At 68.6% G+C, this 26,990-nt stretch carries 27 protein-coding genes and 1 pseudogene; 21 read left to right on the forward strand and 7 right to left on the reverse strand.

Annotated elements, in window-relative coordinates; translation table 11 throughout:
* Nucleotides 1–83 precede the first annotated feature (83 nt).
* From ACIHCQ_RS28040 to ACIHCQ_RS28065, 6 genes are all read left to right on the forward strand, one after another.
* On the forward strand, nt 84–1,385 hold the full coding sequence (locus ACIHCQ_RS28040; protein WP_399667969.1) for an extracellular solute-binding protein: 1,302 nt from the start codon (nt 84–86) through the stop codon (nt 1,383–1,385).
* 168 nt (nt 1,386–1,553) lie between these two features.
* Nucleotides 1,554–2,495 (forward strand): carbohydrate ABC transporter permease, encoded by a 942-nt coding sequence (locus ACIHCQ_RS28045; RefSeq protein WP_399667972.1) that lies wholly within the window; start codon nt 1,554–1,556, stop codon nt 2,493–2,495.
* Nucleotides 2,492–3,385 carry a sugar ABC transporter permease gene (locus ACIHCQ_RS28050; protein ID WP_399667975.1) on the forward strand — a complete coding sequence of 298 codons (894 nt, stop codon included), beginning with the start codon at nt 2,492–2,494 and terminating at the stop codon, nt 3,383–3,385. The genes ACIHCQ_RS28045 and ACIHCQ_RS28050 overlap by 4 nt, the downstream gene beginning before the upstream one ends.
* A gap of 81 nt (nt 3,386–3,466) precedes the next feature.
* Nucleotides 3,467–5,086, forward strand: a complete 1,620-nt coding sequence (locus tag ACIHCQ_RS28055) for a glycoside hydrolase family 13 protein (protein ID WP_399667978.1) — start codon at nt 3,467–3,469, stop codon at nt 5,084–5,086.
* Nucleotides 5,087–5,111: 25 nt separating this feature from the next.
* Nucleotides 5,112–6,167, forward strand: a complete 1,056-nt coding sequence (locus ACIHCQ_RS28060) for a LacI family DNA-binding transcriptional regulator (RefSeq protein ID WP_399667980.1) — start codon at nt 5,112–5,114, stop codon at nt 6,165–6,167.
* Nucleotides 6,168–6,243: 76 nt separating this feature from the next.
* Nucleotides 6,244–7,143 carry a phosphatase PAP2 family protein gene (locus ACIHCQ_RS28065; protein ID WP_399667983.1) on the forward strand — a complete coding sequence of 300 codons (900 nt, stop codon included), beginning with the start codon at nt 6,244–6,246 and terminating at the stop codon, nt 7,141–7,143.
* A 417-nt stretch (nt 7,144–7,560) separates the two neighbouring features.
* On the opposite strand, the gene ACIHCQ_RS28070 is transcribed toward ACIHCQ_RS28065, so the two are convergent.
* The gene (locus ACIHCQ_RS28070; protein WP_399667985.1) at nt 7,561–10,548 is read right to left on the reverse strand and encodes a bifunctional [glutamine synthetase] adenylyltransferase/[glutamine synthetase]-adenylyl-L-tyrosine phosphorylase; all 2,988 of its coding nucleotides are present in this window, start codon (nt 10,546–10,548) and stop codon (nt 7,561–7,563) included.
* A gap of 109 nt (nt 10,549–10,657) precedes the next feature.
* On the opposite strand from ACIHCQ_RS28070, the gene ACIHCQ_RS28075 reads away from it, so the two are divergent.
* Nucleotides 10,658–11,203, forward strand: coding sequence for a pyridoxamine 5'-phosphate oxidase family protein (locus ACIHCQ_RS28075; protein ID WP_399667988.1), 546 nt, complete (start codon nt 10,658–10,660; stop codon nt 11,201–11,203).
* A gap of 14 nt (nt 11,204–11,217) precedes the next feature.
* Entirely contained in the window at nt 11,218–11,649 is a 432-nt protein-coding gene (locus tag ACIHCQ_RS28080) for a VOC family protein (RefSeq protein ID WP_399667991.1), read from the forward strand.
* A 58-nt stretch (nt 11,650–11,707) separates the two neighbouring features.
* On the opposite strand, the gene ACIHCQ_RS28085 is transcribed toward ACIHCQ_RS28080, so the two are convergent.
* Complete coding sequence (locus ACIHCQ_RS28085) at nt 11,708–12,913, reverse strand: hypothetical protein (protein WP_399667994.1); 1,206 nt, start codon at nt 12,911–12,913, stop codon at nt 11,708–11,710.
* A 79-nt stretch (nt 12,914–12,992) separates the two neighbouring features.
* Between ACIHCQ_RS28085 and ACIHCQ_RS28090 the strand changes: the two genes are divergently transcribed.
* The gene (locus ACIHCQ_RS28090; protein WP_399667997.1) at nt 12,993–13,169 is read left to right on the forward strand and encodes a hypothetical protein; all 177 of its coding nucleotides are present in this window, start codon (nt 12,993–12,995) and stop codon (nt 13,167–13,169) included.
* Between the two features lie 169 nt (nt 13,170–13,338).
* Nucleotides 13,339–14,412 carry a hypothetical protein gene (locus ACIHCQ_RS28095; protein WP_399668000.1) on the forward strand — a complete coding sequence of 358 codons (1,074 nt, stop codon included), beginning with the start codon at nt 13,339–13,341 and terminating at the stop codon, nt 14,410–14,412.
* A gap of 25 nt (nt 14,413–14,437) precedes the next feature.
* On the opposite strand, the gene ACIHCQ_RS28100 is transcribed toward ACIHCQ_RS28095, so the two are convergent.
* Entirely contained in the window at nt 14,438–15,055 is a 618-nt protein-coding gene (locus tag ACIHCQ_RS28100; RefSeq protein WP_399668003.1) for a dihydrofolate reductase family protein, read from the reverse strand.
* Nucleotides 15,056–15,158: 103 nt separating this feature from the next.
* On the reverse strand, nt 15,159–15,530 hold the full coding sequence (locus ACIHCQ_RS28105) for a cupin domain-containing protein (RefSeq protein WP_399668006.1): 372 nt from the start codon (nt 15,528–15,530) through the stop codon (nt 15,159–15,161).
* A 100-nt stretch (nt 15,531–15,630) separates the two neighbouring features.
* Here ACIHCQ_RS28105 and ACIHCQ_RS28110 point away from each other — a divergent pair, with 100 nt between their 5' ends.
* Entirely contained in the window at nt 15,631–16,473 is an 843-nt protein-coding gene (locus ACIHCQ_RS28110) for a helix-turn-helix domain-containing protein (RefSeq protein WP_399668009.1), read from the forward strand.
* On the opposite strand, the gene ACIHCQ_RS28115 is transcribed toward ACIHCQ_RS28110, so the two are convergent.
* Nucleotides 16,419–16,805, reverse strand: a complete 387-nt coding sequence (locus ACIHCQ_RS28115) for a hypothetical protein (RefSeq protein ID WP_399668012.1) — start codon at nt 16,803–16,805, stop codon at nt 16,419–16,421. The two genes, ACIHCQ_RS28110 and ACIHCQ_RS28115, sit on opposite strands and share 55 nt — an antisense overlap.
* Before the next feature lie 166 nt (nt 16,806–16,971).
* Between ACIHCQ_RS28115 and ACIHCQ_RS28120 the strand changes: the two genes are divergently transcribed.
* Both ACIHCQ_RS28120 and ACIHCQ_RS28125 read left to right on the forward strand, forming a co-directional pair.
* A complete protein-coding gene (locus ACIHCQ_RS28120; RefSeq protein WP_399668015.1) occupies nt 16,972–17,397 on the forward strand; it encodes a hypothetical protein in 426 nt (141 codons plus the stop codon).
* Nucleotides 17,388–17,600, forward strand: coding sequence for a DUF397 domain-containing protein (locus ACIHCQ_RS28125; RefSeq protein WP_399668018.1), 213 nt, complete (start codon nt 17,388–17,390; stop codon nt 17,598–17,600). Before ACIHCQ_RS28120 ends, ACIHCQ_RS28125 begins: the two co-directional genes overlap by 10 nt.
* Here the strand turns inward: ACIHCQ_RS28125 and ACIHCQ_RS28130 are convergent.
* The gene (locus ACIHCQ_RS28130) at nt 17,578–18,975 is read right to left on the reverse strand and encodes an MFS transporter (RefSeq protein ID WP_399668021.1); all 1,398 of its coding nucleotides are present in this window, start codon (nt 18,973–18,975) and stop codon (nt 17,578–17,580) included. The two genes, ACIHCQ_RS28125 and ACIHCQ_RS28130, sit on opposite strands and share 23 nt — an antisense overlap.
* 103 nt (nt 18,976–19,078) lie before the next feature.
* Between ACIHCQ_RS28130 and ACIHCQ_RS28135 the strand changes: the two genes are divergently transcribed.
* From ACIHCQ_RS28135 to ACIHCQ_RS28155, 5 genes and pseudogenes are all read left to right on the forward strand, one after another.
* On the forward strand, nt 19,079–19,663 hold the full coding sequence (locus ACIHCQ_RS28135; RefSeq protein ID WP_399668023.1) for a helix-turn-helix domain-containing protein: 585 nt from the start codon (nt 19,079–19,081) through the stop codon (nt 19,661–19,663).
* Nucleotides 19,664–19,759: 96 nt separating this feature from the next.
* Nucleotides 19,760–20,443, forward strand: coding sequence for a lysostaphin resistance A-like protein (locus tag ACIHCQ_RS28140; protein ID WP_399668026.1), 684 nt, complete (start codon nt 19,760–19,762; stop codon nt 20,441–20,443).
* Nucleotides 20,444–20,601: 158 nt separating this feature from the next.
* Nucleotides 20,602–21,186, forward strand: a complete 585-nt coding sequence (locus ACIHCQ_RS28145) for a peptidase inhibitor family I36 protein (RefSeq protein ID WP_399668029.1) — start codon at nt 20,602–20,604, stop codon at nt 21,184–21,186.
* Between the two features lie 179 nt (nt 21,187–21,365).
* Nucleotides 21,366–21,821 (forward strand): helix-turn-helix domain-containing protein, encoded by a 456-nt coding sequence (locus ACIHCQ_RS28150; RefSeq protein ID WP_399668032.1) that lies wholly within the window; start codon nt 21,366–21,368, stop codon nt 21,819–21,821.
* A gap of 28 nt (nt 21,822–21,849) precedes the next feature.
* Nucleotides 21,850–22,380 (forward strand): annotated as a pseudogene (locus ACIHCQ_RS28155) (PIN domain-containing protein); the annotation flags it as partial.
* 80 nt (nt 22,381–22,460) lie between these two features.
* On the opposite strand, the gene glnA reads toward ACIHCQ_RS28155, so the two are convergent.
* Complete coding sequence (glnA, locus tag ACIHCQ_RS28160) at nt 22,461–23,822, reverse strand: type I glutamate--ammonia ligase (RefSeq protein ID WP_399668034.1); 1,362 nt, start codon at nt 23,820–23,822, stop codon at nt 22,461–22,463.
* Nucleotides 23,823–24,062: 240 nt separating this feature from the next.
* On the opposite strand from glnA, the gene ACIHCQ_RS28165 reads away from it, so the two are divergent.
* The 3 genes from ACIHCQ_RS28165 to ACIHCQ_RS28175 all read left to right on the forward strand — a co-directional run bounded on the left by ACIHCQ_RS28165 (nt 24,063) and on the right by ACIHCQ_RS28175 (nt 26,967).
* A complete protein-coding gene (locus ACIHCQ_RS28165; RefSeq protein WP_399668037.1) occupies nt 24,063–24,419 on the forward strand; it encodes an ArsR/SmtB family transcription factor in 357 nt (118 codons plus the stop codon).
* Nucleotides 24,416–24,670, forward strand: a complete 255-nt coding sequence (locus ACIHCQ_RS28170; protein ID WP_399668040.1) for a hypothetical protein — start codon at nt 24,416–24,418, stop codon at nt 24,668–24,670. Before ACIHCQ_RS28165 ends, ACIHCQ_RS28170 begins: the two co-directional genes overlap by 4 nt.
* Before the next feature lie 182 nt (nt 24,671–24,852).
* A complete protein-coding gene (locus tag ACIHCQ_RS28175) occupies nt 24,853–26,967 on the forward strand; it encodes an MMPL family transporter (RefSeq protein WP_399668272.1) in 2,115 nt (704 codons plus the stop codon).
* The last annotated feature ends 23 nt before the right edge of the window (nt 26,968–26,990 follow it).

Here is a 26,990-nt window from a genome sequence, read left to right on the forward strand (position 1 = left end):
AGGCCTTGCAAGACTGTTAGCTTCACGCCGCAGCAGCCCGGCCCGAGGGACAGGCAGGGCCTGACCTCAATGAGGAGATCAAGATGCGCAAGGGCATATCGGTCGCCGCGATCGTCGGCGTACTGGCTCTTACCGCCAGCGCTTGCGGAGACAGCGACAGCGGCGGCGGCGACAGCAGCGGCAAGAAGGCAGCGGCGGACCCGCAGAGCGTCGCCGGGTCCATCACCTGGTGGGACACCTCCAACGAGGCCGAGGGCCCGACGTACGACAAGCTGGTCAAGGCCTTCGAGGACGAGTACCCGAAGATCAAGGTGACCCGTACGTCGGTCTCGTTCGACCAGGCGGAGCAGAAGTTCAAGACGGCGGCCCAGTCGGGCAACGGCGCGCCCGACATCATCCGTACCGACGTCGGCTGGTCGGCCGGGTTCGCCAACCTCGGCTACCTCCAGCCGCTGGACAACACCCCGGCCCTGGACAACACCGCGGACTTCCTCCCCGGCCCGCTCTCCACCGCCAAGTGGAACAACGAGACGGTCGGCGTCCCGCAGGTCACCGACACCCTGGGTCTCCTCTACAACAAGGAGATCTTCAAGAAGGCGGGCATCGCCAAGCCGCCGGCCACGTGGGAAGAGTTCATCGCCACCGCCAAGACGATCAAGGAGAAGACGGGGATCGCGGGCACGCAGCTCAACCCCGAGGGCTACTTCTCCCTGCCGTTCCTCTACGGCGAGGGCGCGGACATGCTCGACGTCGCCGGCAAGAAAATCACCGTCAACTCGCCCGAGGCCGTCAAGGGCATGGAGACGGCGCTCCAGCTCGTCGGCTCGGGCGTGGCGCTCAAGCCCGCCACCACCGACGGTTATGTCGCGGCCCAGACGTCCTTCAAGGACGGCAAGGTCGCCATGGTGATCAACGGCCCGTGGTCGGTCTCCGACGACTACAGCGGCAAGTCCTTCAAGGACAAGGCCAACCTGGGTATCGCCAAGGTCCCGGCCGGCGCGAGCGGCACGGCAGCCGCCCCCATCGGCGGTCACAACTACTCCATCTACCGCGGCTCCAAGAACAAGGACGCCTCGTACCTCTTCGTGAAGTTCATGGCCTCGGCGAAGAGCCAGGAGCTGACGGCCAAGGAGATCAACACCCTGCCGACCCGGAAGTCCGCCTACACCGCCGAGGTCACCGCCGACCCCGCGAAGAAGGCTTTCCAGGACGCGCTGACCGTCGCCAAGTCCCGCCCGGTGATCCCCGGCGTCGGTGACCTCTTCGTCGCGTACGACCAGCACTACGTGAAGATCCTGCGCGGGGATGTCGCGCCGAAGGCCGGTCTGGACGCCCTGGCCAAGGAGTGGAACACCAAGCTCCTCAAGGACTACAAGATCGGCTGACGAGCCCCAGGGCGTGTTCTGGACGCCCCTTGTCTCCGGCTCGGCCGGCCGGGGGAGCTGCCCCGCTCAGCGTGGGGCAGACCCCACGCGCCCGGCCGGCCGAGCCGGTCCATCCCGTCACGTCATCCCTTCACGTGATGCCTTCACCACCGCGCCGTACGGAGAGAGATGAGCACCCTGATCCTCAGGACCAGAAGGTCCTTCACCACCCACTGGTACGCCTGGGCCATGGTCCTGCCCGTGGTCGTGGTCCTCGCCGTGCTCGTCGGCTATCCGCTCGGCCGCGGCGTCTACCTCTCCTTCACCGACGCCAACGAGGCCAACATCGGCCGCACCATCGGTGATTTCGAGGTCCCGTCGACGTACAAGTTCGTCGGTCTCGACAACTACTGGAACATCCTCTCCGGCAAGGAGGGGTCGTTCTACCCGCGGCTGGGCTGGACGGTCATCTGGACCGCGAGCTGCGTCTTCCTGCACTACACGATCGGTCTCGCGCTCGCGATGCTGCTCAACCGGCAGGTGCGCGGCCGGTCCCTCTACCGTGTGCTGCTGATCCTGCCCTGGGCGGTCCCGGCCTTCGTCGCCGCGTTCGCCTGGAAGCTGATGTACAACACCGACAACGGCGTGTTCAACGCGCTGCTGTCCAAGGTCGGTATCGGCGCCGTCGACTGGCTGGGCGATCCGACGATCCAGAAGCTGTCGGTCATCGCGGTCAACACCTGGCTCGGTGTGCCGTTCATGATGGTGGCGATACTCGGCGGGCTCCAGTCCATCCCGCGCGAGCTGCACGAGGCGGCCGAGATGGACGGCGCCTCGCACTGGCAGCGGTTCTGGAATGTGACGATGCCCGGCCTGAAGCCGGTCAGCTCCACCATCGTCCTGCTGGGCACCATCTGGACCTTCAACATGTTCCCGATCATCTATCTCGTGATCGGGCAGGCCGGCGGCACCGAGAGCGAGATCCTGGTGACGTACGCCTACCGCCTCGCCTTCCAGGGCGTACGGGACTACGCGGGCTCCGCCTCGTACGGCATCGTGATCCTCTCGCTGCTCCTGGTCTTCTCCGTCTTCTACCGCCGGATGCTCAGCAGCCAGGAGGTATCCAAGTGAGCACCACCGTCAAGGAAGCAGCGCCGACGGCCCGGACCTCCGTACGCACCGCGACGGTACGCCCGCGCGGCGAGCGCTCCAGAGGCGCGTCCATCGCCCTGCACACCGCCCTGATCGTCGCCTCCGTCATCGCGATGTTCCCGATCGTCTTCATCGTGCTGGTCTCCATCCGCGGTGAGAACGGCTGGACGCATCCGATGGAGATGAGCGGCTTCACGCTCACCAACTACACGCATGTGCTGGGTGACACGGAGTTCGGGACCTGGTTCCTGAATTCCGTGGTGGTGGCGGGCGGCACCGTACTGGTGGGCGTGCTGATCTCGGCCAGCGCGGGCTACGCGGTCTCGCGGATGCGTTTCCCGGGGCACCGCTCGCTGATGTGGTCGTTCCTGATCTCGCAGATGTTCCCGGTGGCGGTGCTGATCGTGCCGCTCTACAACATCATGGGGACGCTGGGTCTGCTCGACTCCTACGGCGGCCTGATCCTCACGTACTGCTCGTTCTCCGTGCCGTTCTGCGCCTGGATGCTCAAGGGCTACTTCGACACGATTCCCGCCGAGATCGACGAATCGGGGCGGATCGACGGCCTCTCGCCGTTCGGCACGTTCTGGCGGCTGATCGTGCCGCTGGCCCGGCCGGGTCTGGCGGTGACCGCGTTCTACACCTTCCTCACCGCCTGGGGCGAGGTCGCCTTCGCCTCGCAGTTCATGAGCAGCGAGGGGAAGTACACCCTGTCGGTGGGCCTGCAGACCTTCGTCGGTCCGCACCGCGCCGAGTGGGGCCTGATGACGGCGTCGTCGGTGCTGATCCTGCTGCCCGCGGGAATCCTGTTCTTCTTCGCGCAGAAGCACCTGGTGGCGGGGCTGACGGCGGGCGGCACAAAGGGATGAGTGGCCATCGGCTCGTATCCCCTCCGCACACTGCGCGTTGAGCCAATATCTATGCAATTAACGATCTACAAGGGAACGTACATGACCCAGGAGCTCGCTCCCACCCTCAGTGACCAGCCCGCCGCGCAGTCCGCGCACTCCGCGGGCTGGTGGCGGGACGCCGTCATCTACCAGGTGTACGTGCGCTCCTTCGCCGACAGCGACGGGGACGGCATCGGCGATCTGCGGGGCGCCCGCGAGCGGCTGCCCTACCTCGCGGACCTGGGTGTGGACGCCGTCTGGCTCACCCCCTTCTACGCCTCCCCGCAGGCCGACGGCGGCTACGACGTCGCCGACTACCGTGCCGTGGACCCGCTCTTCGGCGACCTCTCGGACGCCGACGACCTCGTACGCGAGGCGCACCGCCTCGGGCTGCGGATCATCGTCGACATCGTCCCCAACCACACCTCCGACCAGCATGTCTGGTTCCAGGCGGCGCTGGCCGGGGGCCCCGGCGTGCCCGAGCGGGAGCTGTACCACTTCCGTCCCGGCAAGGGAGTGGACGGCGAGCTGCCGCCCAACGACTGGGAGTCCGTCTTCGGCGGCCCGGCGTGGACCCGTACCGCCGACGGCGACTGGTATCTGCACCTCTTCGCCCCCGCGCAGCCGGACCTCAACTGGGAAAACCCGGCCGTGCGCGAGGAGTTCGAGTCGGTCCTGCGTTTCTGGCTGGACCTGGGCGTCGACGGTTTCCGCATCGACGTCGCCCACGGCATGATCAAGGCCGCCGGGCTGCCGGACCTCGGCGTACGCGAGCAGGCGAAGCTCATCGGCGCGCAGGTGCTGCCGTTCTTCGACCAGGACGGCGTCCACGAGATCCACCGCTCCTGGCGGCGGCTGCTGGACAGCTACGAGGGCGAGCGCATCGGCGTCGCCGAGGCGTGGGCGCCCTCCGCGGAGCGGCTCGCGCTGTACGTACGCCCCGACGAGCTGCACCAGGCGTTCAATTTCCAGTTCCTGACCTGCGCCTGGGGCGCGGAGGCGATGCGCAAGGTGATCGACGAGTCGCTGACGGCGACGGCGTCGGTGGGCGCCCCGACCACGTGGGTGCTCTCCAACCACGACGTCGTACGCCACACCACCCGATACGGCGGCAAGGACACAGGCCTCCGCCGCGCCCGGGCAGCGGCGCTGCTGACGCTGGCGCTGCCCGGGTCGACGTACGTCTACCAGGGCGAGGAGCTGGGCCTGCCGGAGGTCGAGGACCTGCCGGACGCGGTACGCCAGGACCCGGCGTTCTTCCGCGGCGACGGCCAGGACGGCATGCGCGACGGCTGCCGGGTGCCGCTGCCGTGGTCCGGCACGACCGCTCCGTACGGCTTCGGCACGGGCGGCTCCTGGCTGCCGCAGCCCGACTCCTGGAAGGACCTCTCGGCCCAGGCGCAGACCGGCGATCCGCGCTCCACCCTGGAGCTGTACCGGTCGGCGCTCGCGCTGCGGCGGGAACTGCCGGGCCTGGGCGACGGCGGGATGGAGTGGCTGGACGGGCCCGAGGGCGTGCTGGTCTTCGCCCGGCCGGGCCTGGTGTGCACCCTCAATACCCTGGCCGCCGAGGTCGAGCTGCCCGTCCCGGGGCGGCCGGTGCTCGCGACGGCGGCCCTGGAGTTCACCGGCAGGGCGGTCCGTATCCCCAGGGAAACCTGCGTCTGGTGGGCAGTCTGAGATGCGCCCGGTACAGTCCAATGCTGTGAGCGCACCCGCACGACTGGCAGATATCGCAGCGCAGGCGGGGGTCAGCGAAGCGACGGTGAGCCGGGTCCTCAACGGAAAGCCCGGCGTCGCCGCGACCACCCGCCAGTCCGTACTGGCCGCGCTCGACGTCCTGGGATACGAGCGCCCGGTGCGGCTGCGCCAGCGCAGCGCGGGCCTGGTCGGGCTGATCACGCCGGAGCTGGAGAACCCCATATTCCCCGCCCTGGCGCAGGTCATCGGCCAGGCGCTGACGCGCCAGGGCTATACCCCGGTGCTGGCGACGCAGACCCCGGGCGGGTCCACGGAGGACGAGCTGACCGAGATGCTGGTGGACCGGGGGGTCGCGGGCATCATCTACGTCTCCGGGCTGCACGCCGACACCACGGCCGACATGCAGCGCTACGAGCAGCTGCGGGCGCAGGGCGTGCCCTTCGTACTGGTCGACGGGTTCTCGCCGAAGGTGCAGGCGCCGTTCATCTCCCCCGACGACCGGGCGGCGATGAGGCTGGCGGTGACGCATCTGGCGTCGCTGGGCCACACACGGATCGGCCTGGCGCTGGGCCCGAAGCGTTTCGTCCCCGTACTGCGGAAGATCGAGGGCTTCGTGCGGGCGGTCCAGGACCAGCTGGGCCTGGACCCGCGGGAGATCGAGACCGAGCTGATCCAGCACTCGCTGTACACGCTGGAGGGCGGCCAGGCGGCGGCGTCCGCGCTGATAGCCACCGGCTGTACGGCGGTGGTGTGCGCGAGCGACATGATGGCGCTGGGCGCGATACGGGCGGCGCGGCAGCGGGGCCTGGAGGTGCCGGACGACGTGTCGGTGGTCGGGTTCGACGACTCACCGCTGATCGCGTTCACGGATCCGCCGCTGACGACGGTACGCAAGCCGGTCCCGGCCATGGGCCAGGCGGCGGTGCGTACGCTGCTGGAGGAGATCGGGGGAACCCCGGCGCCGCACAGTGAATTCATCTTCATGCCGGAACTGGTGGTTCGCGGTTCAACGGCATCGGCGCCCGGACCGGGGCCTGTAGGGGGAAGCCGTCGTCCGTAGGGCGTAGCGGGTGTGTCCCAGAACCCACCCGGGGGAGGATCGGCGGGGTGGCATGTATCTGGCAGACTCTCGTCCCATGGGCGAAGCGACCGTGAAGACTATGGAAGGCCGGACGGCCACCCCCGCACCCACGGTTGCAGAGACTGCCGCGGCTGATTCGCGGGCGCGGTTTCGTACGCTCCGGAGCCCGCGCCGCCCGCGGATCTGGTTCGAAGTTCTCCTCATCGGGGTCAGTTACTGGATCTACTCACTGATCCGCAATGCGGTGCCGGAGCAGAAGACGCAGGCGCTGCGCAATGCGGACTGGATCTGGGACGTCGAGAAGTCGCTGGGCATAGCCGTGGAGCAGTCGATCAACCACGCCGTGAACTCGACGACATGGCTGATCGTTTCGATGAACTACTACTACGCGACCCTGCACTTCATTGTGACGATCGGGGTGCTGGTGTGGCTCTACCGCTGGCACCCGGGCCGTTACGCGGCGGCGCGGCTGGTGGTTTTCGCCACGACGGGTGTGGCGCTGGTCGGCTACTACCTGTATCCGCTCGCACCGCCCCGGCTGATGAACGGCCAGAACTTCATCGACACGGTGCTGGTCCACCAGACGTGGGGCTCGATGGCGTCGGGCGACCTGAAGAACATGTCGAACCAGTACGCGGCGATGCCGTCGATGCATATCGGCTGGTCGGTGTGGTGCGGCATGATCATCTTCGCGGTGGCGAGGGCGCCGTGGGCGAAGATCCTGGGCGTGCTGTACCCCACGGCAACCCTGGTGGTGATCGTGGCCACGGCCAACCACTTCTGGCTGGACGCGGTGGGCGGCCTGATGTGCCTGGCGTTCGGCTTCGCGGCGTCGTTCGCCTGGTACGGCGCACTCCCCCACCGCCTCCCGCGCATGGTGCCCCTGCGCCCTGCACTGACCCCGCTACTGCGGGCTCGGGCGAGGGGCCTGTTCTCCCCACAGACCCGCCCGTAGGACTCGCGATACCGCGCACCGGGCCCACCCACGAACGCCAGGCCGACGCGACCGGGGGCACGGCCCCACCCAACCCGACTGGTCACGCGTCGCCGCGAAGCCGGCGCAACCGGGGGCGCGGGGGCGTCAGCCCCCGCCGCGCCCCCTCCCCCGAGGCCCAGCTGCCGAGCCGGTGACCCGGACACCTCGGGCGGCACCCGCACCGGCGCATCTGGCGAACCGGACAGCGGGCCGCCCAGGCCGACAGCCCCCGCGCCGCGAAGCCGGCGCCACCGGACAGCGGGCCCGCCCCGCACGCCCGCGCCGCGAAGCCGGCGCAACCGGGGGCGCGGGGGCGTCAGCCCCGCTACATCTCACCCCCGGGGTCCGGGGCGCAGCCCCGGTTTCGGGTTGGGGCGGGGTGGGGGAAAAACACCCCTACGCCCCGTAAAACCGCTCCTCCACCACCGCCCGCGCCCGCCTCGTCGTCCTCCGGTAGTCCTCCAGCATGTCCCCCACATGCCCCGTCCCGTACCCCAAATACCGCCCCACCGCCGCCAGCTCCCGCCCCCCCGAAGGAAACGTGTCCCCCGCCCGCCCCCTCACCAGCATCACCCCGTTCCGCACCCGCGTCGCCAGCACCCACGCCTCGTCCAGCGTCTGCGCCTCCTCCCCCGAAATCAGGCCCGCCGCCCGCGCCGCCGCCAGTGCCTCCCTCGTACGCGGAGTACGAAGCCCCGGCTCCGCCCACCCGTGCTGCATCTGGAGCAGCTGAACCGTCCACTCCACATCGCTCAGCCCACCCCGCCCCAGCTTCATATGCAGCGTCGGATCCGCCCCCCGCGGCATCCTCTCCGTCTCCATCCGCGCCTTCAGCCGCCGGATCTCCCGCACCGCGTCCTCGCCCAGCCCACCCTCCGGATACCGCAGCGGATCGATCAGCTCCACAAACCGCGCCCCCAGCTCCGCGTCCCCCGCCACCGGCCGCGCCCGCAACAGCGCCTGGCTCTCCCACGCCACCGACCACCGCCGGTAATACGCCTCGTACGACGGGAGCGTACGAACCATGGGCCCGCTCTTCCCCTCCGGCCGCAGATCCGCGTCGATCAGCAGCGGCGGATCCGCCGCCGGCAGCCGCAGCAGCCTGCTCATCTCCGTGACGACCCGGTTCGCCGCCCGCGCCGCCTCCTCCGGCTCCACGCCCTCCCGCGGTTCATGCACGAACAGCACATCCGCGTCGGACCCGTAACCCAGCTCGTGCCCCCCGAAGCGCCCCATCCCGATGATCGCGAACCGCGTCGGCAGCGTGTCCCCCCACCCCGCCCGCACCACCGCCCTGAGCGCCCCCGCGAGCGTCGCCGCGTTCAGGTCGGTGACCGCGTTCCCGACCCGGTCAACCAGCGCCCCGGGGTCCGGCTCCGCCGGGCTGTCCTCCGTACCGTAGGAGCTGACCAGATCCGCCGCGGTCGTACGGAACAGCTCCCGCCGCCGCACACCACGCGCCGCCGCCACCGCCCCCTCCGCCGTGTCCGCGCGCCCCACCGCCGCGAGGATCTCCTGCTCCAGGTGTTCCCAGCTGCGCGGCTTCAGCCCTTCCGGGTCGCCGAGCAGCGCCACCGCCTCGGGCGCCCGCAGCAGCAGATCGGGCGCGAGCCGCCCCGCCGACAGCACTCGCGCCAGGTTCTCCGCCGCCGCGCCCTCGTCCCGCAGCAGCCGCAGATACCAGGGGGTCTTGCCCAGCGCGTCGGACACCTTGCGGAACCCCAGCAGACCGGCGTCCGGGTCGGCCGAGTCGGCGAACCAGCCCAGCAGCACCGGCAGCAGCGTGCGCTGGATCGCGGCCTTGCGCGTCACCCCGGACGACAGCGCCTCCAGATGCCGCAGCGCCGCGGCCGGATCCGCGTACCCCAGCGCCTCAAGACGCTGCCCGGCCGCGCGCGGGCTCAGCCGCGTCTCGCCCGGCGCGAGCTGCGCGAACGCGTCCAGCAGCGGCCGGTAGAAGATCTTCTCGTGCAGCCGCCGCACCACAGCCGCGTGGCGCCGCCACTCCCTGGTCACCTCGGCCACCGGATCCGTACGCAGCCCCAGCGAACGCCCCAGGCGGCGCAGGTCGGCCTCCTCCACCGGCACCAGATGCGTACGCCGCAGCCTGTACAGCTGGATCCGGTGCTCCATGGCCCGCAGAAAACGGTACGCACGATCCAGCTGTGCCGCGTCCGACCGCCCCACATACCCACCGGCCGCCAGTGCCTGAAGCGCTTCCAGCGTGGAGCCGCTGTGCAGGGTCGCGTCGCTGCGCCCGTGCACCAGCTGGAGCAGCTGTACGGCGAACTCCACGTCCCGCAGCCCGCCAGGACCGAGCTTGAGCTCGCGCTCCACCTCCGCGGCGGGGATGTTGTCGACGACGCGACGGCGCATCTTCTGCACGTCGGGGACGAAGTTCTCGCGCTCGGCGGCCTGCCACACCAGCGGGGACACCGCCTTGATGTACGCCTCCCCGAGCGCCACGTCCCCGGCGACCGGCCGCGCCTTCAGCAGCGCCTGGAACTCCCAGGTCTTGGCCCAGCGCTGGTAGTAGGCGAGGTGGCTGGAGAGCGTACGGACCAGCGGTCCGTTACGCCCCTCGGGCCGCAGATTGGCGTCGACGGGCCAGATGGTGCCCTCGACGGTCGTCTCGGAGCAGATCCGCATCAGATGGGACGCGATCCGGGCCGCCGCCTGCACGGCCTTGGTCTCGTCCGCGCCCTCCACCGGCTCACCGACAAAGATCACGTCCACGTCGGAGACGTAGTTGAGCTCGTGGCCGCCGCACTTTCCCATGGCGATGACGGCGAGCCTGCACTGCTCCGCGTCGCCGGGCGCGGCGGTACGCGCGATGGCGAGGGCGGCGCGCAGCGTGGCGGTCGCGAGGTCGGCGAGTTCGGCGGCGACCTCGGCGAGATCGGTCGTACCGCAGACATCGCGGGCGGCGATGGACAGCAGGCACCGCCGGTAGGCGACGCGCAGCGCGACGGGGTCGGCGGCGCCGGCGAGACAGCACTCGAATTCCGCGACGCCGGGGTGCAGGTCGGCCGCCTCGTACGTGACGAGCGCCTTCCAGTCGTGCGGATGCCGGGCCAGGTGATCGCCGAGCGCGTCGGACGCGCCGAGGACCCCGAGCAGCCGGTCGCGCAGGGGTTTCGCGGTGACGAGGGTGTCCAGGAATCCCTGTCGGTCGGCCGGGTGCTGCGCCTCCACCAGGCGTACGAGGGAACGGAGCGCGAGGTCGGGGTCGGCGGCGGCGCCGAGCGCGTCGAGGAGGACCGGGTCGGTGCGTACGGGAGCGAGGAGGGGGAGGGAGAGGAGCCGCTCGGCGGCGGAGGGATCGGTGAAGCCGTGCCGCAGCAGGCGGGTGAAGGTACTGCTTCTGCGTCCCGGCACCGTCATCCTGTGGCCTCCTGTACACGATCCGGCTCCGAGCGTATCCGGCGGACCGATGAGTACGGAGGCGGGCCGCAGTCACCCCTTCATCGGCACCGCACGAGAGGACGCCACCATGTCCGAGAACGAACCGCTGACTGAACCGCTGACTGAACCGCCGGCTGAACCAGTGACCGACCTGGACGCCCGGTACAGCGAGGAGAAAGCCGAACCCACGGACTGGTCGCAGGCAGTGTCCCGCCTGAGCGCGGCGGAGGTCTTCTGGCTGTCGACCGTACGGCCTGACGGGCGTCCGCATGTCACGCCGCTGATCGCCGTCTGGCAGGACGGCGGGCTGCATTTCTGCACCGGCGCGGACGAGCGCAAGGCCAAGAACCTTCGCCACAATCAGAACGTCGTTCTCACAACTGGCAGCAACGCTCTGCACGAGGGATACGATCTGGTGTTCGAAGGCGAGGCGGTCCGGGTGACCGACGAGACGCGTCTGCGCGCCCTGGCCGGGGCGTACGTCGAGAAGTACGGCAAAGAGTGGACCTTCGAAGTCCGCGACGGCTGTTTCGTGGGCGCCGGCGGCCCGGCCCCGGTGTTCCGGGTCGCGCCGCGCACCGCATTCGGCTTCGCCAAAGACCCATACGGCCAGACCCGCTGGCAATTCACCTGAGGAGGGCGCCACCTATGGAAATGACACTTGAGGTCATCACGGTCCCGGCCACCGATCTCGACCGGTCGAAGAGGTTCTACGAGGAGGGCTGCGGCTTCAAGGTCGACCTCGACCAGGAGGTGGTCCCGGGCGTCCGCATCATCCAGATCACCCCGCCGGGCTCCCGCTGCTCGATCGCGCTGATCAGCGGCGTGCCGGAACACCCGGACCAGCCGTCCATGACACCCGGCTCGCTCCAGGGCCTCCAACTGTGCGTGACGGACATCGCGGCGGCGCGCGCCGCGTTCACGGAGCGGTCGGTGGAGGTCAGCCCGATCCAGCACGTCGGCGCGGGCGGCTGGGAGGACGGCCCGGGAGAGGAGTGGAACTCGTTCATGTTCTTCAAGGACCCGGACGGCAACGGCTGGACGGTCCAGGAGGCCCCGGCGCCTCTGGCTGAGCGCTGAACTCGGGGTTGGCCGGGCCGTTCCTGCCGGTCGGCAGGTTCGGCCCGTACCCGGTCCCTCACTTGAACTTGTCCCACTCCTCACTGGTCGCGATGGCCCTGAGCTGCTTCATGGTGAGCGGCGGTGTGGCGCGGGTCGCATCACCGAACGCATAGCCGTTGTACGTCGTGACGACAACCCGGAAGCCGCCGGGCCGAACGGCGGTGACAGACCGGAACCGCAGGTCCTTCCCGCTCCACGGATCCAGGCCCTGCCGCTCGTGGATCCGCACCCGATCGCCGTCGTTGGTTCCGCGATGGTCGATGTTGACTTCGACCGCCGCCCCACCCTTGCCATCATTGACGCCGAGGCTGAGGAAGTCGTTGGGGCTGGTGCCGCCCGCGAGACCGGCCGGCTTCAGACTCGACGGGAGCAGCGGTATGAGGGTGTCTTTGATTTCGAAGCCGCTCGGAGCGCCCTCGTCATGGACGCCGCCCCCACGCCGGGGGAAGGAGTCCAGTGTGGTGTGCCACTCCCTCGCCGTCACAAAATCGGTCAGCTGCTTCCGCGTCAGCGGTGGGTCGGCGCGCGTGGGCTTGACGCCCTTCTGGGCGGGTGCGTTCCATTCCTTGAGGGTGAGTATCGAACCGTCCTGTTTGTAGAGGAGAGCTTCCCAGGTCCAGATCTTGGGGTCCTTGCTACGGGACTCGGCGCGGGACTTGGCCTCGAACGACTTGGCGAGTATCAGGGTGGAGCCGTCAGCCAACTTCTCTGACGTACAGGTCCCGTAGGGCCCCCAACTGCCCCCCTTGGGGCCGCGGGCACACCCCACCAGGCTGGCAAGACTGGCCGCGGGCGAGTCGACCCTGCCCAGCGAGATCGAGATCGCCGCCGCGCCCTTACCGTCGTCGAAGACGAGAGAACCGCCCGCGTAGGACGCGAAGGCACTGCCCGGCATGCCCTCACGTTCCTGGCTGACTGTCCCCTCGGGGAGCAGGTTCTTGAGGATGTCAACCGTCCGCACACCGTCGGGCGTGGGCGGCGCGGCGACGTTCGCACCTTCCCCGCCGTCGAGCATGCCCCCGTACACACCGCCCGCGCCCACGACGCCGAGCAGCGCCGCGCTCACGGTGACGGCGGTCGCGCGCCTGCGCCACCGGGCGCGGCGGCCCCGGCCCACCAGGGCACCCACCGCCGGTGGGCTTCCGGGCGAGCTCTCCGACTCGGCCAGCTCGTGCAGGCCCCGCCTCAACAGCTGCTCGTCCAAATAGGCCGTCTCGCTCACGAGTGCTCCTCCCAAGGAGTGTGAGGTCCAAAGACCCTGTCACCCACTCGACAACCTGGGCAGCCCAACAGGTTCCGCCGTGAACTTTTCCTGCCTCACCGCCGACTTGCTCGGCATACAGAGTGGGACAAGGGGGTGCGGTGGCCAGGACAGGCACAGCGAGCTACTGGTGGTGCGGTGTCAGCTCGGCGAGCGGGAGGCGTTCACCGAACTGGTGCTGCTGCGGCTGCGGCTGCGCGACGAGCCCCAGCAGTGAGCGCCGTACGGGACGTCCAGGAGCACCGCAGCGACGTCCCTCGGTAAGACAAACGCAGTACCAGTCCTTAGACATTTCTCGCCCACTCATCGCCGACAAACCCCGACCTTGCGATCGCAGGCGTGCCGAGCTGTCACTGTTGATGCCTGCTGGCTGAATCTTCCAGCAGGTGAGCTTCGGGGGGCCGGTGCCTGTACTGGGAGACCTCTACAACCGTTATCCGGCGGACATGGCCCAGGTCGTCTTCCTCCGTGTGTTCGGAATCAGGGCTACAGGACCCGCGTTGACGTGGAAAGCCAGGCGCTGCGTGCCCTTCCTGCTGGCCGTGTCCGTGCCATTCGCTGTGGCCGCAAGCCATCAACTGTTCTTCCCGACCTCCACGCCGCACGGCCGCACGTACTACCTGTGGATGCTCTACTACACCGCGGTCGACCTTTACGTCGTCCTCTGCCAGTGGCTGGGCTGTCGCACTTTCCACGCCATGACGGACTCTATGGACCGAATACTCACCGATCCCGGACGCACCGCAGTACACGCATGGATCGACCGTGGCACGTCGCAGAAGCGCCAGTGGCAATACATGGCTCTGGGCTCCGCTACGGGTGCGGTGGTTATGTTCACCCTCACGCGCGCGCAGGGTGTCACCCAGCGCATGTATGTCGACCTCGCCTCATACCTGGTGGTCGCGGTCACCGGAGCTGCCGCCGCCAACAGCGCGTACTGGATCCTCAGGGCAGTGAAACTGGCCAAGATCATCACGACCCTGCGTAATGTCAGACTCCTCTGGTTCGCCCCGGCAAGAACCGTGGGCGTGGAACGCGTCGCCCGCTGGTACCGCTTCGTAGCTCTGCTCTCGGCCGTGGGCTTCTCGATCGCCTTCGTCCCCGTCATCTATGTCTCAGGACTCGCTCCTGGCAACAACCTGCTGACAGCCACCAAATGGGCGCTCGCCGGAGTTTTTATGGTGGCGATCGCTGTATTCGGCCTGTACTCGCAGTGGCGCCTGTCGGCCCTCGTAGAGCAGAGACGTGCCTACGTTGTGGAACGGATCGCGAGAGCGTTACCGCCACGGCCGCCCGCCAGCTCCGCACAGGTCAGCGATGCCGACGCCCGCATCAACGACCTCCTCTCCTACGTCATCGCCAGCCCCACCACCGTGGTAAACGGTCAGACCCTCGCTTCCATGCTCCTGGCAGTGGTCACCGGCGCGCTGCCCTTCATCGTGACTGTTCTGGCCCGATAAGGACCGGTGGTGCTAACCGGTGGTGCTAGTGCTCGGCCTGGGGCAGGTGGGCCTTGGCGTCGTCATAGGTTGCCTGCCCGGCCGACTCGGCGGGGGCGTAGAAGAGGTTCAGCACACCTGTCTGGAAGGTCTCGGCAGAGATCAGCTTCAACGGGATCGGCGTCTCGCCCTCCTCGAACAGCCGCATGCCCTTGCGGACGGCGATCGGGTGCACCAGCAGGTGCAGTTCGTCCAGCAGCCCAGCGGCCAGCAGCTGACGGACGACGGAGACCGAGCCGCTCATCCCGATGGAACCGGTGCCCGGCTCGTTCTTCAGGGCAGTGACCGCCTCGATGAGATCGCCCGTGAGCTGCTCGGAGTTCCGCCAGGTGAACTCAAGCTGCTGGTTCGACACGACGATCTTCCGGGCGTCGCCGAGGACCTTGGCAAAGGGGGCGTCCTCCCCACCGGCTGCCTCCCGCTCGGGCCAGGCGCCGGCGAAGCTGTCGTAGGTCTTACGACCGAGGAGCAACGTGTCGACCGTGCCGAGAGAGGCGTCGACGGCCGCCCCCATCTCGTCGTTGAAGTAGGGGAAGTGCCACTGGTCGGGCGCCTCCACGACGCCGTCGAGCGAGATGAACAGGTCTGCGATGATCTTCCTCATGCCGGGTCTCCACAGAAGTCGTCGGTGTTTTCGTACCTCCCTCAGTAGACGACGGGGACCGGCTGAACTCATCGGTGGTACGTCGCCAGAAGCCGGACCGCGGCTAGTGAAGCGACTCGGCCGCCTTGGTCATCGGCCCTCCCGCATCGCCGGTGTTCATCGTTCCAGCCGGTTCGAGCAGCAGGATGGCCGTTTCCTCGTCTGCCACCGGGCAGTGTTCGACACCACGGGGAACGACGAACAGCTCGCCTGGTTCGAGGACAACGTCTCCATCCCTGAGCTGGATGGTGAGTCGGCCGCTGATGACGAGGAACAGTTCATCGGTGTCCTCATGGGTGTGCCAGACGAATTCTCCCTTCAGCTTGGCGAGCTTGACCTCGTAGTCGTTGAGATCAGCCACTTTCTTCTGCGACCAGAGGTCGCTGAATTGCGAGAGCTTTTCCGCGAGGCTGACGCTCTTGGGCGACTTGGACATGCGGTGTCCTCCGAATGCTCGGTCACTCCGGGGCCCCTGCCCCGGCTGGTGTCTGTGAGCCTGCCGCCTGTGTACCCAGCCGGTCTTGTACGTTCCTGGCATGGCAGGAGACCGACCTCGCACGAAGATCAACGCCTGGCGGCCGGCAGTCCCGGGTATCGCCGAGGTCTTCCACGCGCACTTCACCGAGCACGCCTACCCGGCCCACACCCACGACACCTGGGATCTGATGATCCTCGACGAGGGGTCGGTCGACTTCGCGCTCGATCGCCATCGGCATGGAGCCACAGGGACAGGCGTGGTCCTCCTGCTGCCTCCTGGCGTCTCCCACGACGGCAGAACTGTCACTGCTTCCGGCTTCCGCAAGCGCGTGCTCTACCTCGATACGACCGTGCTCCCGGAGCGATTGGCCGGCAGCGCGGTGGACGACCCGCTCATCGAGGACGTACTGCTGCGTCATCGAATCCACCAGTTGCACACCGCGCTTCACCACCCGGGAGACGCCCTCGAAGCCGAGTCCCGTCTGTCATTCGTCCGTGAACGGCTCCACTTCCACCTTGACGCGCTCCGGCCCCGCCAACCGGGCCCCGAGGCCAACCGCCTGGCCACCACGTTGCGGGAACTGCTGGACTCGCGAATACCCGGCGGCTTGTCTCTGCAGGAGGCCGCCACCATCCTGCAGGCTCACCCCACGCATCTGATCCGCTGCTTCAAGCAGACCTACGGCCTGCCGCCGCACACGTACCTGACCGGCAAGCGCATAGACCGGGCTCGCCGACTCCTCCTCGCCGACTGGCGGCCCGCCGACGTCGCCACGACCGTGGGATTCCATGACCAGTCCCACCTGAACAGACACTTCACACGTCATGTGGGAACTACGCCGGGGCGCTACGCCACCGCCGCGCGAGGCGTCACCACGGCCCCCGCACACTCCCGGCAGTGACCCGGTTCCGGTGCGCGGAAGGCCCGGTCGCAGCGATCGCAGTTCTGGAGCGGGTCCGGGCGTTCCAGCCGGGGCGGTGCCGCCGGGAGCGGTGGCGGCAGCAGCGCCGTGAGGCGGTGGGCGAGCAGGGCGGCCGGATGGTGGATCGGCTCGGCGGGCAGTGCGGCAATGAGGGTACGCCGTACGGCGGCGGGTTCCACACCGCGCTCCAGCCAGGCCGCGACGCCGGGCGCGAGACGGTGGAGGTCGCGCTCGGCGAGGAGCAGGCGGGGGTCGTCGCGCCGGAGCCCGGCGAGGAGGTCCCAGACGACGGGGTCTGCGGGCGCGGGCAACGGCACCACGGGGGCTGGACGCGGGCCGCTCAAGCTCGGGCTCGGACTCGGGCTGCGGTGGCGGGGGCGCCGCATCCGCCTTCATCGCGGGCGGGTTGTTGTACAAGACGGTCCGGGTCACCATCTGGCCGGACGGCAACCGCTCCCGCCTACGGGCGAGGTAACCGTGGGTCTCCAGCTCGCGAAGGGCCTCGGCGATACGGATCTCGCCCTCCGCGAAGCGCTGGGCCAGTTCCTTGATCGAGACCCACTTCCCGGCGGGCAGCGACTGGATGTGTACGGCCAGCCCGATGGCGATGAGGGACAGTTCTCGGTGCTGCGCGAGGTGGTTTCCGACCACGGTGAATCAGTCCGGGTGGCTGCGATTGACGTGCCGTACGCCGGACGTGGGAACGGGGGACGGGGCGCTCAAGGGCGCGTTAAGCTGCTGCTCAGCCATCGGGAAGCGTCTTCTTCCTTGGTGGTCAGGCCCTCGATCGGGATTGCCGTCCCGGCCGGGGGCCGTCGCATGTCTGCGGTTGTTGAGCCCGAGCCTGCCTCGCCGCATGGCATATGCGCCAGCCAGATCGGCCCGGATCACTCGTGCGAGTGACGGAGGGCTGGGGGTGGTTTTGGTGGGTTCTTTCCCGGGTTCTTTGCAGCTATAGCAGCGGCGAGCCCGGGTCCGACTGCGTCGAGGTCGCGGCAGCCATCGGCACCATCCGCGTACGGGACTCCAAGAGGAAGGAACGCGCCCAGCTCGCGTTCACCCCAACCCCCTGGGCCGACTTCATCACGTACGCGGCCACCCGCTGACACCGGAGGAATCCCCGCCCCCGAGAGCACGGCTTCCCACCGCAATCGCGGTCGCGACGACGATCAGAATCGCCGCGACCGCGAACGTGACTCGCATACCGGCGAGGGCGAAGACCGCGCCCATGACGGATGTACCGGTGACGAGCCCGAGATTGCGCGACAGGTTGAGCATGCCTGACGTGACGCCTCGCTGGTCCGGGCGGATGTCTGTCATGACGGCGGTGTTGTTGGCCGTCTGGAACACCGCATAGCCGACGGTGATGACGACGATAGGGGCGAGGTAGCCGAGAATGCCGACCGCCGCTGACAGCATGGACAGAACGAACGAACCGGCCGCTATTCCGATGAGCCCGACGATGGTCATGCGCTGTGCGCCGAATCGGTCCGTAATGCGACCAGCGGGCGCACTGGTCAGCGCGGCGGCAAGCGGACCGACCGACATGACGAGCCCGACAAGAGCCTCTTCGAGCCCGAGCGTACGAGAGAGATAGAACGGCCCGACCACCAGCGTAGTCATCATCACCGTCGAGACGAGCGTGCTCATGGCGAGGCTCGCACTCAGCGCCGGCTCGCGGAACATTGCCAATGGGACCAAGGGGGATGCGGCTCTCGCCTCGGCAAGTACGAAGAGGCCGACGCCGAACGCGGCAGCCAACAGCAGCGTGCCGCGTCCCATCGTCATGGCGAGTGCGTAAGCGGCGAGCGTCAGAGCGAGCAGCAGTGTGCCGACATGGTCGAAGCCGGGCCGGTCGGCCTTGGGCTCGTGCCGGTCAACGGGCAGGTAGCGGTACGCGAGCAGAAGAGTCGCGATACCCAGCGGTGCGTTGACGAGGAAAATGGACCGCCAACCGAGTCCGGAGATCAGCGCGCCGCCGAGCGACGGACCAAGAGCGGTGCCGATCGCGGACATCGTTCCGAGCAGCCCCATGGCGCTACCGGTCTTTGCCTTCGGAACCGTCTCACCCACGAACGCCATGGTGAGAGCCATCATGATGGCCGCTCCAAGGCCCTGCGCCGCCCGGGCGGCAATCAACAGCCCCAGCGTGGGCGCGACGCCGCACAGGACCGAGGCCGCCGTGAACAGGGAGATTCCGGCCAGGAGCAGCCGTCGGCGGCCGATGATGTCACCGAGCCGTCCGACGCTGACGATCACGGTGGTGATGGCGAGGAGATAGGCGAGGACGACCCACTGGACCTCCTGAAAGGAGGCGGAGAACGCTTGCGCCAACGTCGGCAGGCCGACATTGGCGATGCTCGTGCCGAGCGAGGACAGCAACATGGACAGCGAAAGGGCGGCGAGCGCCCATCGGTGCGTAGGCGTCCGCTCCGCGCTTCTGGCTGCTGCCTCGTCCTGTCCCGCACTGGGTGACTTCAACGTGGACTCCGTTCTCTGGTGACCCCGGCCAGGAGCGTGCGCCTGCCAGAAGACGGCGGCAAATCTTGTTGCCGATTCCGGGACGGCAGGATGGAATGCCCGCATGGACAAGCAACCGCCCTACCAAGCGGTCATTGACGAGGTCGCCTCCCGGCTCAAAGGGCTTCGCGCCAAGCGCGGCCTCACCCTGGCCGCGCTCTCCGAGGCGACCGGCATCTCCAAGAGCACGCTCTCGCGGCTGGAGACCGGGCAGCGCCGCCCCAGCCTGGAACTGCTGCTGCCACTCGCCGGTGCGTACGACGTGCCCCTGGACGACCTGGTCGGCGCCCCCGAAGTCGGGGATCCCCGGGTACGGATGACACCCGGCACCCTGGCGAGCGGCGGTACGTTCGTCCCCCTGACCCGGAGCCTGGGCCCCCTCCAGGCGTACAAGATGATCATTTCGGACCGGGGTGCCGAGCCGGAACTGCGTACGCACGAGGGCTACGAGTGGCTCTATGTGCTGGACGGCCGACTACGGCTCGTCCTCGCCGAGCACAATCTGGTCCTCGGTCCCGGCGAGGCCGCCGAGTTCGACACCCGCGTGCCTCATTGGTTCAGCAGCGCGGACGGGCGGCAGGTCGAGATCCTGAGCCTCTTCGGGAGACAGGGCGAGCGGATGCACGTCCGCGCGAAGCCCCGCGCATGACGGCGTGATTTCAAGGCGGCCCTCGCATACGGGCCACTACACCCAGCCACTGCACGAGGTGCTGCGCCCCCAGGATTGGGCCATCCTGGTACGACGATGCGGATCACACTGGTCATCGCGGTTCTCGCTGCGGTGCAGGTGTGGGGCAACCGGCTCGCGGACGACTGGTACGTCCCCCTCTGCGCCGCCACGGCCGCCGTTCTTCTGCTGATCGCCCGGTGGGATGGCCTCAGCTGGGCGGACCTGGGACTCGGCGCCGCCGCTGCCCGCCGGGGACTGCGCTGGGGACTGGTCCTGGTCGGAGCCGTCCTGGTGGTCTATCTGCTGGGTCTGGCCATGCCGTTCACCCGGGAGGCCTTCCTGGACGAACGTGCCGCGGGGCTGACCTCGGACGAGCTGATGTTCCGCGTGCTGGTCCGCGTACCGCTGGGCACCGTGCTGCTGGAGGAGATCGCGTTCCGGGGAGTGCTGTGGGCCATGGTCGAGCGGCGGCGGGGACCCATGTGGGCCACTGCCGTCTCCTCGGTGCTCTTCGGGCTCTGGCACGTTCAGCCCGCCCGGGGGCTCACGCGCGCGAACGCGGCCGCCGAGGCGATCTTCGGCACGAGCCGAACCGGCGTCGCCCTGTCTGTGTCAGCGGCGGTCCTTGGCACCGCCATCGCCGGTATGTTCCTCTGCGAACTGCGCCGCCGCTCCGGCAGCCTCATCCCGCCCGTCGCGCTGCACTGCGCCCTCAACAGCGCGGGCTATGCGTTCGCCTGGGCGGTCGCCCGCTGGTGAGGCGCGGACCGGCGCGGTCAGGGAGGGGCGCCGTGGCGTGTCCTGGACATCCATGGAGGAAGTTCTTGTTCGCGAATCCCCCATCCCGACAGACTCGTTGACGAGCCCGGCACAAGAGCGCGGGCATCGGTTCGGGAACACAGTTGGGGGAAACGCGCATGGCGCTACGCAAGCTGACGACGTCATGGTTCGCGGTGATGGCACTCATCGCCGCAGCCGTGATCGGACTCACCGGCACGGCCTCGGCCTCGGCCGCCACGACGGGCACCGACCAGGACTTTGCCGCCCAGGCGAGGCAGGCCGGGCTGACCGGCACGCAGGCGAAGGAACTACAGACAAGGGTCACCGGCTATCTCACCTCGGTGGGTGGGAAGCAGGTCTCCGCCAACAAGATCGCGCTGGCGGGCAAGGGCGAAATCGTCGTCGCCGTGCCGGGAGAGCGCCACGCCCGCGACCTGACCAGCACGGCGGCCAAGCCGGGTACGAAGGCGGCCTGCCCGTACGAGAACTTCTGCATGTGGACCGGCACGAACTTCACCGGCACGCAGTTCAACCTGTGGAAGTGCCAGACGTACGACCTGGCGAACTGGAACGACCCCGGCTCCTGGAGCAACAACCAGACCCCCGGCACGAGGGCCAGGTTCCTGGACCGCAACTACAACACCATCTACACGACACCCCCCGCGTACGCCAACAGCGGCTACTACGACTGGGCCCCGGTCTGGCACGTCGTCCCCTGTTAGACGCTGCATGAGAAGTCCCGGGCCGACGGCACACAGCCTTCGGCCCGGTCCCGATTTGGCCAGGTGACATGATCCGCGCCGGCTACGCGCCTGTTGCGTTTATTTCGGCTGTTGCGGATAATGCGAATAGGGCCGTCGGTCATGCGGCCCTGGTCACGACACGAAGGGACGGTCACCCGATGAGCAACTCAACCGCTCGTTCGATGCCCCCATCGGACGCGAGCGCCGACTTCGCGGCGCGGGCGCTGAGGCCGGTGAAACGTTCCCTGGCCCGTTCCCCACGCGCCGAGCGGTTCCGGTTCAGGATCGAAGAAGGAAACGCCGATCTTGAGCTCCCCCGCGAGGCGGTGGAACTACTGGCCACGGTCCTCAGCCACATGGCAGCCGGCCGTGCCGTATCCATCGTCCCCGAGCATGCGGAACTGACCACGCAGCAGGCGGCCGACATGCTGAACGTCTCCCGGCCGTTCCTGATCGGGCTTCTGGAGGCAGGCGAGATCGACTACCGGAAGGTCGGTACGCACCGCCGGATCAAGGCACAGTCGCTGCTGGAGTACCAGCGCCAGGACGATCAGAAGCGACGCGACGCGGCGGATGAACTGACGGCGTTGAACCAGGAGATGGGGCTGATCTGATCCCGCGGCATTCACCGTCGTCTACGACGCCTGTGTCCTGTATCCGAGCACCTTGCGGGACCTGTTGATCCGGATAGCCCAGGCCGGACTGGTGCAGGCCAAGTGGACAGACCGCATCCTGGATGAGGTCTTCACCAACCTCCAGACCAACAGACCCGAACTGGACCCGGCGGAGCTCGCCCGCACGCGCGAGTTGATGATGCGCGCTGTACGGGACTGTCTCGTGAGGGGTTACGAACCTCTGGAGGCAACGCTCCAGTTACCCGATCCCGACGATCACCACGTGCTCGCCGCTGCGATCAAGTCCCGAGGTCAGCTGATCGTCACCCATAACCTCAAGGACTTTCCCGACGAGGCCCTGGCGACGTGGAACGTTGAGGCCGTGCACCCCGACGACTTCGTCCTCGCCCAAATCGATCTCGACCGGCAACGAGTCTTCGCCGCCGTCCAACAAATCGCCGACTCCTGGCGCAGGCCGCCCGGCACCATCGGCGATGTCCTCGAACGCCTGGAACGAGACGGCCTCGTAGAGGCGACCGCGGCTCTCCGCGCGGGCTGACCGGTTCTGGCAGCCGCAAGAGTAGAACTGGCCGGGCCGGTGGCACACCGCCACCGGCCCGGATCGTCGTTCGGGCGCCGCTACAGAACCGGCAGGTTCTTGCGGAGTTCGAAGGCCGTCACCTCGGAGCGGTACTCCTCCCACTCCTGCTTCTTGTTCCGGAGGAAGAAGTCGAAGACATGCTCGCCCAGCGTCTCCGCCACCAGCTCGCTGCGCTCCATCAGCGTGATCGCCTCGCCCAGGTTCTGCGGCAGCGGCTCGATGCCCATCGCGCGGCGCTCCGCGTCCGACAGCGCCCATACGTCGTCGTCCGCGCCCGCCGGGAGTTCGTAACCCTCCTCGATGCCCTTGAGGCCCGCCGCCAGCAGGACCGCGTACGTCAGGTACGGGTTGGCTCCCGAGTCGATCGAGCGGACCTCGACGCGCGCCGAGCCCGTCTTGCCCGGCTTGTACATCGGGACGCGGATCAGCGCCGAGCGGTTGTTGTGGCCCCAGCAGATGTACGAGGGGGCCTCGCCGCCCGCTCCCGCGCTGCGGGCCGAGCCGCCCCAGATGCGCTTGTAGGAGTTGACCCACTGGTTCGTGACGGCCGAGATCTCCGCCGCGTGCTTCAGCAGGCCCGCGATGAAGGAGCGGCCCACCTTGGAAAGCTGGTACTCCGAGCCCGACTCGTAGAACGCGTTCCGGTCGCCCTCGAAGAGTGAGAGGTGGGTGTGCATGCCCGAGCCGGGGTACTCCGAGAACGGCTTCGGCATGAACGTCGCCTGGACCCCCTGCTCCAGCGCGACCTGCTTCATGACCAGGCGGAACGTCATGATGTTGTCGGCCGTGGACAGCGCGTCCGCGTATCGCAGGTCGATCTCCTGCTGGCCCGGCGCGCCCTCGTGGTGGCTGAACTCCACCGAGATGCCCATCGACTCCAGCATGGTGATCGCCTGGCGGCGGAAGTCCATGCCCACGTTCTGCGGCGTGTGGTCGAAGTAGCCGGAGTTGTCCGCCGGGACCGGACGGGAGCCGTCCAGCGGCTTGTCCTTCAGCAGGAAGAACTCGATCTCCGGGTGGGTGTAGAAGGTGAAGCCCAGGTCCGACGTCTTGGCGAGCATCCGCTTCAGTACGAAGCGGGGGTCGGCGAACGACGGGGAGCCGTCCGGCATGAGGATGTCGCAGAACATCCGCGCCGTGCCGGGCGCCTCCGCCCGCCAGGGCAGGATCTGGAACGTACTGGGATCCGGCTTCGCGATCATGTCGGATTCGTATACGCGTGCGAAGCCCTCGATCGCGGAGCCGTCGAAGCCAATGCCCTCGTCGAAGGCCTGCTCCAGCTCGGCGGGGGCCACCGCGACCGACTTCAGGAAGCCGAGCACGTCGGTGAACCACAGGCGCACGAAGCGAATGTCGCGCTCTTCGAGCGTCCTGAGCACGAATTCCTGCTGCTTATCCATTTCCATCCATCCTTGCTGGTCAAGCCGCCTGCTCAAGACGAGCATGCCACCCATGGGTTTCAGGCGCGTTGCGAGGCACGTCCACCGCACGCGGTACCGGCTGAGCCCATTGTGAGTCAGGGGGTACCCCGAGACGACCCTGAGGTACCCCTCACTCATCCCGGACATGTGTCAGATCTTTTTGACACACCTGGACCGGGTGTGTCAGTTTGAACTGACAGATACGAGCGGAGGGCACCGATGACCGAGGTCCCGGCCCAGGTTCCGACGGGTGACCAGCTGCTCAAGGTGCTGACGGCGCTCGGGAATCCGCACCGGATGCGGATCGTCGAATCGCTCCTCGGCGGGCGCAACTACGTCAGCAGGCTCGCCCGCGAGCTCGGCATCGGACGCCCGCTGCTGCATATGCATCTGCAGCGGCTGGAGGCGGCCGGGCTGGTCACCGGAGCGCTGGAGCTGTCGGAGGGCGGCAAGGCGATGAAGTACTTCGAGCTCACGCCCTTCTCCCTGACGCTGACTCCCGAGGTGGTCGCGGCAGCGGCACGGACGCTCAACACGACGGACACGACGGACACGACGAAGGAGACGGCGCAATGAACGCGGATTTGGCAGGAGCGGTCGCAGCCGGCGGGCTCTTCCTCCTCCTCATCGTGATCGTCTGGCAGTTCGCCGCGACCTGGCGCGCCCGCGCGCTGGCCGCCCGCGAGAGCCAGTACCGGGAGCTCGCCACGAAGTACGCGCAGCTGCTGGAGGACAACGTCGAGCTGCACCGGCGCACCCTCGAAGAGCTCACCCAGACCCGTACGTCGCTCACCTCGATGGAGAAGATGATGCGCGAAATCGAGTAGTCGCATACGCGGTACGGCCGGGAGCGGGAACTCCCGGCCGTACTCATGGAGAACCCAGTCAACGCACCACCACCCGTACGCCGCGGCAGGTCGCCAAACCATCACGCCGCGGTGCGGGTCCCGTGCGTCCCGAACTCCACACAAGGAGATTACCCATGCAGGCCATGCACGCCACGCAGGCCATGAAAGCGCTGATCAAGCGGCTGGCCACCGTACCGGGCGGCAGGCGGACCAAATGGCTCGTCCTCGTCGGCTGGCTGATCCTCGCCGCCGCGCTCGGCCCGCTCGCCGGGAAGCTCGGCGAGGTCGAAGAGACGGGGCCCAATGCGTTTCTGCCCCGTGGGGCAGAGTCCGCGCAGGTCAACACGGAGCTGGAGAAGTTCCGTACGGATCCGGTGATGCCCGCCGTCATCGTCTACAGCGGCAACGACGCCATCGGCAGCACCGTCTCCGGCAAGGCGGAAGCCGACCGCGCCGCCTTCGCGAAGTACGCCGCCGAGGGCGAGCGGATCGCAGCGGCCATCCCCTCCGACGACGGCAAGGCCCTCATGCTCGTCGTCCCGCTCTCCTCGGAGGAGGACGGGATCAGCGACCGGGTCGAGGAGATCCGGGACATCGCGGGCGCCAACGCCCCGCCCGGCCTGGACGTCGAGGTCGGCGGCCCCGCCGGGTCGCTGATCGACCAGATCGCCGTCTTCGACTCGCTCGACGCCACCCTCCTGATCGCCACCGGCCTGGTGGTGGCCATCCTGCTGCTGATCACCTACCGCAGCCCGGTCCTGTGGCTGTTCCCGCTGCTGTCCGTCGCCTTCGCCGCGGTCCTCACCCAGGTCGCCACCTACCTGCTGGCCAAGTACGCCGGCCTGCCCGTCGACCCGCAGAGCGCGGGCATCCTGATGGTGCTCGTCTTCGGGGTCGGCACGGACTACGCACTGCTCCTCATCGCGCGCTACCGCGAGGAGCTGCACCGCCACGAGGACCGGCACACCGCGATGAAGCTCGCGCTGCGCCACTCCGGGCCCGCGATCCTGGCGTCCGCGGGGACCATCGCCGTCGGCCTCGCCTGTCTCTCGCTCGCCGACATCAACTCCTCGCGGTCCCTGGGCCTGGTGGGCGCGATCGGGGTGATCTGCGGCTTCCTCGCGATGATCACGATCCTGCCCGCGCTGCTCGTCCTCGCGGGCCGCTGGGTCTTCTGGCCCTTCGTACCGCGCTTCGGGACCCCGGCGCGCAGGACGACAACGGTCTGGTCCCGGATCGGGGCGGCCGTCGCCCGCCGTCCCCGCTGGTCCTGGATGATGTCCGTCGCGGTCGCCGGTGTACTGGCGCTCAGCGCCTTCTCCATCGACATGGGACTGCGCCAGTCGGAGCTGTTCCAGGACAAGCCGGAGTCGGTCGTCGCCCAGGAACGGATCTCGGCCCACTATCCGTCGGGCGCGTCCGACCCCGCGCAGATTGTCACCAGGACCGCCGGGGCCGCCGCGGTCAAGGCCGCCGCGTCGCAGGTCGCCGGGGTCGCCCGGGTCGACGACGACGGCGAGCGTACGAGGGACGGCGCACTGACCACGCTCTCCGTGGTGCTCAAGGACGCCCCGGACAGCCAGGCCGCCAAGGACACCGTCGACCGGCTGCGCGACCGGGTCCATACGGTCGAGGGCGCGGACGCCCTGGTGGGCGGCACCACCGCGCAGACCCTCGACACCCAGCGGGCCGCCGACCGCGATCTGCGGACGGTCATCCCGGTGGTTCTGCTGGTGGTCCTGCTGGTACTGGTCCTGCTGCTGCGGGCGATCGTCGCGCCGGTGCTGCTGCTCGCGACGGTCGTGCTCTCGTACTTCGCGGCGCTCGGCGCTTCGAATCTGCTGTTCGAGCATGTGCTCGGCTTCGCCGGAGTCGACTGGTCGCTTCCGCTGATGGGCTTCGTCTTCCTGGTCGCCCTCGGCATCGACTACAACATCTTCCTGATGCACCGGGTCCGGGAGGAGGCCGTCCGGCTGGGCCACGCACGCGGTGTGCTGGAGGGCCTGACGACCACCGGCGGCGTCATCACCAGCGCGGGCGTCGTGCTGGCCGCGACGTTCGCGGTGTTCGCCGGGCTGCCGCTGGTGACCATGGCGCAGCTGGGCGTGCTCGTCGGCATCGGCGTGCTGCTGGATACGTTCCTGGTGCGTACGGTCCTGGTGCCGGCGCTCGCGCTCGATCTGGGCCGCTGGTTCTGGTGGCCTGGGCGGCTGTTCCGGGCGGCGGACCGGCCGCCGCGGGAGACGGCGGAGGCGCGGGCGCCCGAACGGGTGTGACGCGCGTCTGAGGTACGCACGGG

Source organism: Streptomyces sp. NPDC052236 (assembly GCF_044548015.1).
Classification (GTDB): domain Bacteria; phylum Actinomycetota; class Actinomycetes; order Streptomycetales; family Streptomycetaceae; genus Streptomyces.